Annotated in this window: 11 protein-coding genes and 1 rRNA gene; 11 read left to right on the top strand and 1 reads right to left on the bottom strand. The window is 60.7% G+C overall.

What is annotated here, in order from left to right; translation table 11 throughout:
- Positions 1 to 47: 47 nt before the first annotated feature.
- The 6 genes from rrf (at position 48) to HU737_RS18735 (ending at position 5,274) form a co-directional block, all read left to right on the top strand.
- Positions 48 to 163 (top strand): 5S ribosomal RNA (gene rrf, locus HU737_RS18755).
- Positions 164 to 295: 132 nt separating this feature from the next.
- The gene (locus tag HU737_RS26250; RefSeq protein ID WP_225915574.1) at positions 296 to 655 is read left to right on the top strand and encodes a transposase; all 360 of its coding nucleotides are present in this window, start codon (positions 296 to 298) and stop codon (positions 653 to 655) included.
- The gene (locus tag HU737_RS18750; RefSeq protein WP_225915657.1) at positions 652 to 1,497 is read left to right on the top strand and encodes an IS3 family transposase; all 846 of its coding nucleotides are present in this window, start codon (positions 652 to 654) and stop codon (positions 1,495 to 1,497) included. The genes HU737_RS26250 and HU737_RS18750 overlap by 4 nt, the downstream gene beginning before the upstream one ends.
- A 214-nt stretch (positions 1,498 to 1,711) precedes the next feature.
- The gene (locus HU737_RS18745; RefSeq protein WP_186553663.1) at positions 1,712 to 2,371 is read left to right on the top strand and encodes a paraquat-inducible protein A; all 660 of its coding nucleotides are present in this window, start codon (positions 1,712 to 1,714) and stop codon (positions 2,369 to 2,371) included.
- Positions 2,358 to 2,981, top strand: coding sequence for a paraquat-inducible protein A (locus HU737_RS18740; protein ID WP_186553664.1), 624 nt, complete (start codon positions 2,358 to 2,360; stop codon positions 2,979 to 2,981). Before HU737_RS18745 ends, HU737_RS18740 begins: the two co-directional genes overlap by 14 nt.
- A complete protein-coding gene (locus HU737_RS18735; protein ID WP_186553665.1) occupies positions 2,974 to 5,274 on the top strand; it encodes a PqiB family protein in 2,301 nt (766 codons plus the stop codon). The genes HU737_RS18740 and HU737_RS18735 overlap by 8 nt, the downstream gene beginning before the upstream one ends.
- A 163-nt stretch (positions 5,275 to 5,437) precedes the next feature.
- Here HU737_RS18735 and rpsT read toward each other — a convergent pair whose 3' ends face one another.
- Entirely contained in the window at positions 5,438 to 5,716 is a 279-nt protein-coding gene (gene rpsT / locus HU737_RS18730; protein WP_010220592.1) for a 30S ribosomal protein S20, read from the bottom strand.
- A 249-nt stretch (positions 5,717 to 5,965) separates the two neighbouring features.
- On the opposite strand from rpsT, the gene murJ reads away from it, so the two are divergent.
- The 5 genes from murJ (at position 5,966) to fkpB (ending at position 12,338) form a co-directional block, all read left to right on the top strand.
- A complete protein-coding gene (gene murJ, locus HU737_RS18725; protein ID WP_186553666.1) occupies positions 5,966 to 7,504 on the top strand; it encodes a murein biosynthesis integral membrane protein MurJ in 1,539 nt (512 codons plus the stop codon).
- 117 nt (positions 7,505 to 7,621) lie between these two features.
- The gene (ribF, locus tag HU737_RS18720; protein ID WP_186553667.1) at positions 7,622 to 8,572 is read left to right on the top strand and encodes a bifunctional riboflavin kinase/FAD synthetase; all 951 of its coding nucleotides are present in this window, start codon (positions 7,622 to 7,624) and stop codon (positions 8,570 to 8,572) included.
- The gene (gene ileS, locus HU737_RS18715) at positions 8,569 to 11,400 is read left to right on the top strand and encodes an isoleucine--tRNA ligase (protein WP_186553668.1); all 2,832 of its coding nucleotides are present in this window, start codon (positions 8,569 to 8,571) and stop codon (positions 11,398 to 11,400) included. Before ribF ends, ileS begins: the two co-directional genes overlap by 4 nt.
- The gene (gene lspA / locus HU737_RS18710; RefSeq protein WP_186553669.1) at positions 11,393 to 11,908 is read left to right on the top strand and encodes a signal peptidase II; all 516 of its coding nucleotides are present in this window, start codon (positions 11,393 to 11,395) and stop codon (positions 11,906 to 11,908) included. Before ileS ends, lspA begins: the two co-directional genes overlap by 8 nt.
- Positions 11,901 to 12,338 (top strand): FKBP-type peptidyl-prolyl cis-trans isomerase, encoded by a 438-nt coding sequence (fkpB, locus tag HU737_RS18705; protein ID WP_186553670.1) that lies wholly within the window; start codon positions 11,901 to 11,903, stop codon positions 12,336 to 12,338. Before lspA ends, fkpB begins: the two co-directional genes overlap by 8 nt.
- Position 12,339: the final 1 nt, after the last annotated feature.

The raw sequence follows: 12,339 nt of genomic DNA, 5'->3' as shown, positions 1-12,339 counted from the left end.
TCCGAATTCGCTGGGCTGTCCATCTGGACATTCTGGCTACAGAATTTCTTGACGACCATAGAGCATTGGAACCACCTGATCCCATCCCGAACTCAGCAGTGAAACGATGCATCGCCGATGGTAGTGTGGGGTTTCCCCATGTGAGAGTAGGTCATCGTCAAGATTCATTTCGCAAAACCCCTATCTGCGCGAGCAGGTAGGGGTTTTGTCTTTTCCGTCTTCCGCCAAATCAGCCTAATCGATACCACATTCAGTTGAGACGAAGCATGCGTGGGAGCGGGCTTGATCTGGCCTAATGATTTTGGACACCTTCTACGGGCGCTATGATGGCGCCCAATTGGAGGCAAAATCAGTGCGAAAGTCATACTCGAAAGAACAGAAAATCCGGGCTGCTGAGATGGTGCTCGACGGTGGTCAATCAGTCCCCGAAGTCTGTGAAATGCTTGAAATTGGGCCTACAGCCCTGCGTCGCTGGGTTGAGCAAGTGCGCAAGGAGCGAGAGGGCAAGGTACCGGCTGGAGCCAAGGCTATCACCCCGGATCAACAACGAATCCAAGAGTTGGAGGCGTTGGTTCGGCAGAAAGACCGAGATATCGAAATCCTAAAAAAGGCCAGTGCTCTCCTGCTTCGGGACTCCAAAGATCGTTTTCGCTGATCAACGAGCTGAGTGAGCAATACGGTATCGTCGAATGCTGTCGCGTGCTTGGGGTCAAGCGCAGCAGTTTCTATGCATGGCGCAAACGCCAAGCCCGGAAAAATCCAGAGCGGGATCAGTTACGCTCGGCTGTAGAGGGCCATTTCAAAGTCTCTCGAGGTTCGGCTGGATCGCGAACACTAACCGAGGAACTGCGGCGTGACGGCCATAAAGTCGGACGCTACAAAGTGCGTAGTCTGATGCGTGAAGCTGGCCTGAAATGCAGGCAGCGCCGGCCGCACCGGTACCGTTCTTCAGGCGCGGAAGCGCTGATTGCAGAAAATCAGTTGAAGCGGAATTTCAAAGTTTCGACGATCAACGAAGTGTGGTGTGGGGATGTGACCTATATCCAGGTTGGCAAGCGCTGGCTGTACTTGGCAGCTGTGCTCGACCTGTACGCACGACGGGTGGTGGGCTGGGCATTTTCAATGATTGCGGACGCCAGGCTGGCCTGCAGCGCGCTACGCATGGCGGCCGAATCCCGCGGCAAGCCGAAGGATGTGATGTTTCATTCCGACCAGGGATGCCAGTACACCAGCCACAAGTTCAGGGCTGCACTTGAAGAGTACGACATGAATCAGAGCATGAGCCATCGAGGACAATGCTGGGATAACGCCGCCATGGAGCGCTTTTTTGGGGCCCTGAAGTCAGAGTGGATTCCCGCAGGGGGTTATGAAACCGAAGCACAGGCGCGGGCTGACGTTCAGGCTTATTTGGTCCGCTACAACCTGAAGCGCCTCCACAGCTACAACGGTTATCAAACCCCGGTAGCCATGGAGAAAAAGCTCAAGGATGCGGCATGAAACCTTAACTGGTGTCCAAAATAAGTTGACCAGTTCAGCTTGCCCCGCGATAGCAACTGCCCCCCGCTCAACCCCTGACATCACCCCTCGCGCCTCTATCCCTCAACAACGAGATCGGTGTAAAGGCCATGACACACATCAGCGCCAAACGTCTGCTCCCACAATTGGAATCAGAGCACTAGAATAGAGCCCACGCTTCCATTCAGATCCCCTTATGCCCAACCCTGTCGACCCCGAAGTGCTGGCCCAATTACCCCTGGACGAACTCGTAGCCTGTCACGAGTGCGACCTGCTGCTGCGCAAGCCGCCCTTGCAGCATGGTGAAAAGGCCCTGTGTCCGCGTTGCGGCTACGAGCTCTACGCTCACCGCTATAACGTGGTCAATCGCAGCCTGGCCCTGGTGCTGACGGCCTTGCTGCTTTATATACCGGCGAACTTCCTGCCGATCATGCAACTGCACCTACTCGGCCAGACCTCCGATGACACTGTCTGGAGTGGCGTATTAGGCCTGTACAACTCACAAATGCAGCTGATCGCTGTGGTGGTGTTCCTGTGCAGCATGGCCATCCCATTGCTCAAGCTGCTCTGCCAATTGGCGGTGTTGCTGAGCATCCGCCTAAATATCGGGCGCAGTTATGGCTTGCTGATCTACCGCGTTTACCACCACCTGAAAGAGTGGGGCATGCTTGAGGTGTACTTCATGGGTGTTCTGGTGGCCATCGTCAAATTGGTCGACCTTGCGCAACTGACAATCGGCCTGGGTCTGTTCTGCTTCATTAGCCTGTTACTGGTTCAGGTCTGGCTGGAAGTGGTGATGTCGCCTCACCAGATCTGGGTGGCCTTGTCGGGGGAGGACCTGCATGCGGGCGATTGATGCAGGTATTTTGGTGTGCAATGAATGCCATGAGCTGAACAGACAGCAAGCGGATGCGACTTCGCAGACCTGTACCCGCTGTGGCGCTATCGTACATGCCCGCCGCCCTAACAGCATCGTGCGCACCTGGGCGCTGCTGATCACGGCATTGGTGCTGTACATCCCAGCCAATGTGCTGCCAATCATGACCGTCAGCTCGCTGGGCCAGGGCAGTCCGGACACCATCATGTCCGGGGTTATCACGTTGATGAAGCACGGCATGCTACCTATTGCTGCGGTGGTGTTCATCGCCAGTATCCTGGTGCCCACCTTCAAGCTGGTTGGCATTGGCCTGTTGCTGTACTCGGTGCAGCGCCATCAGCCCCTGTCGGCGCGCCAGCGCATATGGATGTACCGCTTCATTGAATTCATCGGACGCTGGTCGATGCTGGATATCTTCGTCATTGCCATCTTGGTGGCAGTGGTGAATTTCGGCCGCATCGCCAGTGTCGAAGCCAACCTGGGGGCCATCGCCTTCGCCTCTGTGGTGATTCTAACGATGCTCGCTGCTTTAACTTTTGATCCCCGACTGATCTGGGATAACACGGAGTCGGATGACGACCATGAGTGATGTGCCTACGGCTAAAACCCGCCCAGCTTCGAATTGGTCGGCCATCTGGATCCTGCCGCTGATCGCCTTGATCATCGGTGGCTGGCTCGGCTGGCAGGCCTATCGCGATGCCGGCGTCGAGATTCAAGTGCGTTTCGAGTCGGGTGAGGGGATTGTCGCCAACAAGACCGAAGTCATCTACAAAGGTATGCCGGTGGGTAAGGTCACCGCCTTGGTGCTCGATGCCAAGGGCAGCAATACCGGGGTGATCGCTACCATTGAAATGAACAAGGCGGCAGACGAGCACCTGACCACCGGAACCCGCTTCTGGCTGGTCAAGCCGAGTGTCACCCTCGCCGGTATCTCAGGCTTGGAAACACTGGTATCGGGTAATTACATCGCCGTCGACCCCGGCAAGGGCGAGCCGACCAAGCGCTTCAAGGCCTTGTCGGCAGCGCCGCCGCTGTCTGATGCCGAGCCTGGGCTGCACCTGACCCTGAAGGCCGACCGGCTCGGCTCGCTCAACCGCGACAGCCCGGTGTTCTACAAGCAGATCCAGGTCGGCCGGGTGAAGAGCTATCGCCTGTCCGATGACCAGGACACCGTCGAGGTCAAAGTCTTCATCCAGCCTGCCTATGCCAGCCTGGTGCGCAAACACACGCGTTTCTGGAACGCCAGCGGCATCAGCATCGATGCCGACCTGTCCGGGGTCAAAGTGCGCAGCGAGTCGCTGAGCAGCATCGTTGCCGGCGGTATCGCATTCGCAACCCCTGAACATCGCAAGGACAGCCCACCCACCGACCCAAGCCTGCCATTCCGCCTCTATGAGGACTTCGACGCAGCGCAGGCGGGCATCCGCATCAAGGTTCGGCTGAGCGACTTTGAAGGCTTGCAAGCCGGGCGTACGCCTGTGCTGTACAAAGGCATTCAGGTTGGCTCGCTGAAGACCCTGAAAATCGAAGATGACCTGACCAGCGCAATGGCTGAGCTGACCCTCGATCCGCTCGCTGAAGACTATCTGGTCGAAGGGACGCAGTTCTGGGTGGTCAAGCCGTCCATTTCCCTGGCCGGTATCACCGGTCTGGAAGCCTTGGTCAAAGGTAACTACATCGCCATTCGCCCAGGTGAGAAGGGCGCACGCCCGCAACGCGAGTTCGAAGCTCGGCCCAAAGCGCCGCCACTGGACTTGAAAGCCCCAGGTTTGCACATGGTGCTGTTCGCTGACACGCTTGGATCGCTCGAGGTTGGCAGCCCGGTGATGTACCGCCAAGTCAAAGTAGGTAGCGTGCAGAGCTACCAGTTCGCGCGCAACAGCAAGCGGATCCTGATCGGTGTGCACATCGAGAAGGAGTACGCCAACCTGGTCAATGGTTCGAGCCGTTTCTGGAATGCCAGCGGCATTACCCTCACCGGCGGGCTTTCGGGGATCAAGGTCAAGAGCGAGTCGCTGCAGACCCTCATGGCGGGCGGTATCGCCTTCGATACGCCAAGGCCGGATGTGAAGCTCAAGCGGCATATTCCACGTTTCCGTCTGCATGACAGCGAAGAGGCGGTGAATCGCGCAGGCACCCTGATCACCATTCGAGTCGATCGCGCTGACGGCTTGAAGCCCGGTACGCCGATTCGCTTCCGTGGCCTGGATGTCGGCAGTATCGAAAGTACGGATCTGACCGATGATCTACAGGCGGTGCTGCTCAGGGCGCGGATTACCGAAGCCGCCGAGCGCATTACCCGGGTCGGCACGCAGTTCTGGGTGGTCAAGCCCGCGTTGGGCCTGGTGCGCACTGAAAACCTCGATACCCTCATCGGCGGTCAGTATCTGGAAGTGCAGCCTGCCCTGAAGAACCAGGGCCCTCAGCGTGATTTCATCGCCCTAGGCCAAGCACCTGAGGTGGTCGGCCAGGAGATCGGACTGCCGCTGACCCTCAGCGCGCCGCGCCGAGGGTCGATCAAGCCAGGCGTGCCGGTGACTTATCGCGAAGTGGCGGTGGGTAAGGTGACAGGTTTCGAGCTGGGGCAGAGTGCCGATCGTGTACTGATCCATATCCTCATCGAGCCACGCTATGCGGCGCTGGTGCGCGGCGGCAGTCGGTTCTGGAACAGCAGCGGCTTTGGCTTCGACTGGGGCCTGTTCAAGGGCGCTACGGTGCGTACCGAGTCGCTGGAGACCCTGATAGACGGCGGCATCGCCTTTGCCACCCCTGATGGTGAGCAGATGGGCAACCCGGCGCGGCCGCAGCAGACCTTCGCCTTGTTCGACAAGCCCGAAGAGGCCTGGCTGCAGTGGGCGCCAAAGATTCAGCTAGGCAAGTAGACCCAGCACCGCCTATCCGCTCCCACAAGATCTGCGCTGACTTAACAACAGCGCAGCCCCTGTGGGAGCGGGCTTTCCCGCGAAGAGGTCGACGCCGACCCAGACTCAAATCACAGGCAATAAAAAACCGACCCTAGGGTCGGTTTTTGGACAAGCGCGTCGCTTAGGCAGCTGCAGCTTCTTTCAGCGCCTTGATGTGGCCATTCAGACGGCCTTTGTGGCGAGCAGCCTTGTTCTTGTGGATGATACCTTTGTCGGCCATACGGTCGATTACAGGCACAGCCAGGGTGTAGGCGGCTTGCGCTTTTTCGGCGTCTTTTGCGTCAATGGCTTTAACTACATTCTTGATGTAGGTGCGGACCATGGAACGCAGGCTGGCGTTGTGGCTGCGACGCTTCTCAGCCTGTTTTGCGCGTTTCTTGGCGGAAGGTGAGTTGGCCACCGTCGAGCTCCTTGAAAGACTTTAGGAAAATAGCAAACAAAATAGGCCGCGAATCATGCCGATGCATACGACGGATGTCAAGGCCACCTGCAGGGTTCCGCCGAGTGGTGGGTCCGCGAGAGGGAAATATTCCTTTCTGCGCCGCGACCTGTAAACTCGGGAATTTTGGCTCCCCTGCGAAGGCGCGGGAGTATCGCACATCTGGACGTCATTAGTAGCGTCCTCCGTCCCCGGCGTGAAAATTTTTCGATGAACCTGCTCAAATCCCTGGCTGCAGTCAGTTCCATCACCATGATTTCGCGGGTGTTGGGCTTCGTCCGCGACACCATCCTGGCGCGCGTTTTTGGCGCCGGCGTTGCTACCGACGCCTTTTTCATCGCCTTCAAGCTGCCCAACCTGCTGCGCCGGATCTTCGCCGAAGGTGCTTTCTCCCAGGCCTTCGTGCCGATTCTGGCCGAATACAAGACCCAGCAGGGCGAGGAGGCGACCCGTACTTTCGTCGCCTATATAAGTGGCTTGTTGACCCTGGTCCTGGCGTTGGTCACAGCGCTGGGCATTCTTGCGGCGCCGTGGGTGGTCTGGATCACCGCGCCTGGATTTGTCGATGACGCGGAAAAATACGCGCTGACCACCGACCTGCTGCGGGTGACCTTCCCCTATATATTGCTGATCTCGCTGTCGTCGCTGGTAGGCGCGATCCTCAATACCTGGAACCGCTTCTCGGTCCCGGCGTTCACCCCGACCCTGCTCAACGTGGCGATGATCGCGTTCGCCCTGCTGCTTACCCCGTACTTCGATCCACCCATCATGGCCCTGGCCTGGGGTGTGCTGGCCGGCGGCCTGGCCCAGCTGCTGTATCAGCTGCCAGCGCTGAAGAAGATCGGCATGCTCGTGCTGCCACGCCTGAACCTGCGCGACACCGGGGTGTGGCGCGTGCTCAAGCAGATGCTGCCGGCGATCCTTGGCGTCTCGGTCAGCCAGATCTCGCTGATCATCAACACCATTTTCGCCTCGTTCCTGGTGGCGGGTTCGGTGTCGTGGATGTACTACGCCGATCGTCTGATGGAGCTGCCTTCCGGGGTGCTGGGCGTGGCCCTGGGCACGATTTTGCTGCCAACCCTGGCCAAGACCTATGCCAACCGCGACCGCGATGAGTACTCGCGGATTCTCGACTGGGGCCTGCGCCTGTGCTTTTTGCTGGTGCTGCCGTGTACCCTGGCCCTGGCGATTCTGGCCGAGCCATTGACCGTGGCACTGTTCCAGTACGGCAAGTTCACCGCCTTCGACGCGGCCATGACCCAACGCGCGCTGATCGCCTATTCGGTCGGCCTGCTGGCGATCATCCTGGTCAAGGTGCTGGCCCCAGGATTCTATGCCCAGCAAAATATTCGCACCCCGGTAAAGATCGCGATCTTCACCCTGATTTCCACCCAGCTGCTCAACCTGGTGCTGGTCGGCCCGCTTGCCCACGCCGGCCTGGCCCTGGCGATCAGCATGGGTGCCTGCCTCAATGCCGGCTTGCTGTTCTGGAAGCTGCGCAGCCAGGATCTGTTCCAGCCGCAGCCGGGCTGGACGCTGTTCCTGCTCAAGTTGGTGCTGGCGGTGGGCTTGATGTCAGCGGTGTTGCTGGCTGGCATGCACTACATGCCAGCCTGGGAGCTGGGCGGGATGCTCGAGCGTTTCCTGCGTTTGGGCGCGTTGATCGCAGCGGGCGTGGTGACCTATTTTGGTTGCCTGTACCTGTGCGGTTTCCGCCCCCGGCATTTTGCCCGCAAGGCCCTGCACTGAGGCGCTGACCGGCCAAGCGTCGGTTTTTCACATTCCACGCCACCCCATGGCGCTGCTGCCTGTCACCAGCGCCCGGGTGTGGTTATAATCGACCACTTTATGAGCAAGAAGCGCGTTATGCAGCTGGTTCGAGGTCTTCACAACCTGCGCCCCGAGCATCGGGGCTGTGTCGCCACCATTGGCAACTTCGACGGGGTTCACCGTGGCCACCAGGCAATCCTGGCGCGCCTGCGTGAGCGCGGCCAGGAGCTGGGCCTGCCCACCTGCGTGGTGATCTTCGAGCCGCAGCCCCGCGAGTACTTCGCGCCCGAGACCGCCCCTGCGCGCCTGGCCCGCTTGCGCGACAAGGTCGAGCTGCTGGCCGGCGAGGGTATCGACCGGGTGCTGTGCCTGGCCTTCAACCAGCGCCTGAGCAAGCTCAGTGCCGATGCCTTCGTCAAGGCGATCCTGGTCGATGGCCTGGGTGTGCGCCACCTGGAAGTCGGCGACGACTTCCGCTTCGGCTGCGATCGCGCTGGCGACTTCGCTTTCCTGGTCGAAGCCGGCAAACAGTATGGCTTTAGCGTCGAAGCGGCCAATACCGTGGTCCAGGACGGCCTGCGCGTGAGCAGCACCAAAGTGCGCACCGCGCTGGCCAACGCCGACTTCGAGCTTGCCGCGCACCTGCTCGGCCGGCGCTACACCATTACCGGGCGTGTGCTGCATGGCCAGAAGCTGGCCCGCCAACTCGGTACGCCGACCGCCAACATCCAGCTCAAGCGCCGCCGGGTCCCGCTCAGCGGGGTCTACCTGACCAGCGCCGAGATCGACGGCAAGGTCTGGCCGGGTGTGGCCAATATCGGAGTACGCCCCACCGTCGCCGGTGACGGGCGTCCTCACCTTGAGATTCATCTATTGGATTTTGCCGGCGACCTGTATGGCCGGCGTCTGACGGTGGAATTCCACCAAAAGCTGCGCGAAGAGCAGCGATTCGCCTCCCTGGAGGCGCTGAAGTCGGCGATCGACGCGGACATCGCCGCCGCACGTGCCCACTGGCACGCTCAACCGCTAACGAAGAGCCTGAAATGACCGACTACAAAGCCACGCTTAACCTTCCGGACACCGCCTTCCCGATGAAGGCCGGCCTGCCCCAGCGCGAACCGCAGATCCTGCAGCGCTGGGACAGCATTGGCCTGTACCGGAAGTTGCGCGAAATTGGCAAGGATCGTCCCAAGTTCGTCCTGCACGACGGCCCACCCTATGCCAACGGCAAGATCCACATCGGTCATGCGCTGAACAAGATTCTCAAGGACATGATTGTCCGCTCCAAGACCCTGTCCGGTTTCGACGCGCCGTACGTCCCAGGCTGGGACTGCCACGGCCTGCCGATCGAACACAAGGTCGAAGTCACCCACGGCAAGCACCTGAGCGCCGACCAGACCCGCGAGCTGTGCCGCGCCTATGCTGCCGAGCAGATCGAAGGGCAGAAGACCGAGTTCATCCGCCTGGGTGTGCTGGGTGACTGGGACAATCCCTACAAGACCATGAACTTCGCCAACGAAGCGGGCGAGATCCGCGCGCTGGCCGAAATCGTCAAGCAAGGCTTCGTGTTCAAGGGCCTGAAACCTGTGAACTGGTGCTTCGACTGTGGCTCGGCGCTGGCCGAAGCCGAAGTCGAGTATGCCGACAAGAAGTCGCAGACCATCGACGTCGCCTTCCCGGTTGCCGACGCTGACAAGCTGGCCGCCGCCTTCGGCCTGGCCAGCCTGGCCAAGCCCACTGCCATCGTGATCTGGACCACCACCCCGTGGACCATCCCGGCCAACCAGGCGCTGAACATCCACCCGGAGTTCAACTACGCCCTGGTCGATACCGGCGAACGTCTGCTGGTGCTGGCTGAAGAGCTGGTCGAAGCGTGCCTCAAGCGCTACAGCCTGGAAGGCTCGGTGATCGCTACCGCGCCAGGTTCGGCGCTGGAACTGATCAACTTCCGTCACCCGTTCTACGACCGCCTGTCGCCGATCTACCTGGCCGACTACGTCGAGCTGGGCGCCGGCACTGGTGTGGTTCACTCCTCGCCTGCCTATGGTGAAGACGACTTCGTCACCTGCAAGCGCTATGGCATGGTCAACGACGAAATCCTCACTCCGGTACAAAGCAACGGGGTGTACGTGCCGAGCCTCGAATTCTTCGGCGGTCAGTTCATCTGGAAAGCCAACCCGGCAATCGTCGACAAGCTGCAGGAAGTCGGTGCGCTGCTGCACACCGAGACCATCAGCCACAGCTACATGCACTGCTGGCGCCACAAATCGCCGCTGATCTACCGCGCCACCGCGCAGTGGTTCATCGGCATGGACCGCAAGCCAAACACCGGCGACACCCTGCGCGAGCGCGCGCTCAAGGCCATCGAAGAGACCAAGTTCGTTCCGGCCTGGGGCCAGGCCCGCCTGCACGCGATGATCGCCAACCGTCCCGACTGGTGCATTTCGCGTCAGCGTAACTGGGGCGTACCGATCCCGTTCTTCCTCGACAAGCAAAGCGGTGAGCTGCACCCGCGTACCGCTGAACTGATGGAAGAAGTCGCCAAGCGCGTCGAGCAAGAGGGCATCGAAGCCTGGTTCAAGCTGGACGCCGCCGAACTGCTCGGCGCCGAAGCCGACCAGTACGACAAGATCACCGACACCCTCGACGTCTGGTTCGACTCCGGTACCACCCACTGGCACGTGCTGCGCGGCTCGCACGACATCGGCCATGCCACCGGCCCGCGAGCCGACCTGTACCTGGAAGGGTCCGACCAGCACCGTGGTTGGTTCCACTCCTCGTTGCTGACCGGCTGCGCCATCGACAACCACGCGCCGTACCGCGAGCTGCTGACGCACGGCTTCACCGTCGATGAAAACGGCCGCAAGATGTCCAAGTCGCTGGGCAACACCATCGAGCCGCAGAAGGTCAACGACACCCTGGGTGCCGACATCATGCGCCTGTGGGTTTCGGCCACTGACTATTCCGGCGAGATGGCGGTCTCCGACCAGATCTTGCAGCGCAGCGCCGACGCCTACCGGCGGATCCGTAACACCGCGCGCTTCCTGCTGTCGAACCTGTCCGGCTTCGACCCGGCCCGCGACCTGCTGCCGGCCGAAGACATGCTGGCGCTGGATCGCTGGGCAGTGGACCGCACCCTGCTGCTGCAACGCGAGCTGGAAGAGCACTACAGCGAGTACCGTTTCTGGAACGTCTACTCGAAGATCCACAACTTCTGCGTGCAGGAGCTGGGCGGCTTCTACCTCGACATCATCAAGGACCGCCAGTACACCACCGGCGCCAACAGTGTCGCCCGCCGTTCCTGCCAGACCGCGCTGTACCACATCAGCGAGGCCCTGGTGCGCTGGATCGCGCCGATCCTGGCGTTCACCGCCGATGAGCTGTGGCAGTACCTGCCGGGCGAGCGCAACGAATCGGTGATGCTCAACACCTGGTATGAAGGGTTGTCCGAGCTGCCAGAAGGCTTCGAGCTGGATCGCGCCTACTGGGACCGCGTCATGGCGGTCAAGGCAGCGGTCAACAAAGAGCTGGAGAACCAGCGCGCGGCCAAAGCCATCGGTGGCAACCTGCAGGCAGAAGTCACCCTGTTCGCCGAAGAAGGCCTGAGCGCCGATCTGGCCAAGCTGGGCGACGAGCTGCGCTTCGTGCTGATCACCTCCGCCGCCAGCGTGGTGCCGTTCGTGCAGGCGCCGGCCGATGCCGTGGCTACCGAAGTCGAAGGCCTGAAGCTCAAAGTGGTCAAGTCCGGTCACGCCAAGTGCGGTCGTTGCTGGCACTTCCGCGCAGACGTCGGGGCTAATCCTGAGCATCCAGAAATCTGCTCGCGTTGCGTCGACAACCTGAGCGGTTCCGGTGAGGTGCGCCACTATGCCTAACCCTGTTGCGGGGCGCTTCGGGCGCCTTGCCTGGCTCTGGCTGAGCCTGGTGGTGCTGGTCATCGACCAGGCCACCAAGGTCTATTTCGAAGGTGCCTTGAGCCTGTACCAGCAGATCGTGGTGATTCCCGACTACTTCAGCTGGACCCTGGCCTACAACACCGGCGCGGCGTTTAGCTTCCTGGCTGACAGCTCTGGCTGGCAGCGCTGGCTGTTCGCCCTGATCGCCCTGGTGGTCAGCGCCGTACTGGTGGTCTGGCTCAAGCGTCTGGGGCGCAACGAGACCTGGCTGGCAGTCGCGCTGGCCCTGGTACTGGGCGGTGCACTGGGCAACCTGTACGACCGCATCGTGCTCGGTCACGTGGTCGACTTCATCCTGGTGCACTGGCAGAACCGCTGGTATTTCCCGGCCTTCAACGTGGCCGACAGCGCCATTACCGTCGGTGCGGTGATGCTGGCGCTGGATATGTTCAAGAGCAAGAAGTCCGAGGAGCCTGTGCATGACTGAGACCCGTATTGGCCAGAACACCGAAGTCACCCTGCACTTCGCGTTGCACCTGGAAAACGGCGACACCGTCGACAGCACGTTCGACAAGGCCCCGGCCGTGTTCAAAGTGGGCGATGGCAACTTGCTGCCTGGTTTCGAAGCCGCATTGTTCGGCTTCAAGGCCGGTGACAAGCGTACCGTCACTGTCGCCCCAGAAAACGCCTTCGGCCAGCCGAACCCGCAGAACGTGCAAGTGATGCCGCGTTCGCAGTTTGCTGACATGGAACTCTCCGAAGGCCTGCTGGTGATCTTCAACGATGCCGCCAACGCCGAGCTGCCGGGGGTGGTCAAAGCCTTCGACGACGCCCAGGTGACCATCGATTTCAATCACCCATTGGCTGGCAAGACCCTGAGCTTCGAGGTGGAGATCCTCGCGGTGAAGGCCCTGTAAG

Source organism: Pseudomonas urmiensis (genome assembly GCF_014268815.2).
Taxonomy (GTDB): Bacteria; Pseudomonadota; Gammaproteobacteria; order Pseudomonadales; family Pseudomonadaceae; genus Aquipseudomonas; species Aquipseudomonas urmiensis.
This window is presented reverse-complemented; position numbering and strand designations above follow the sequence as displayed.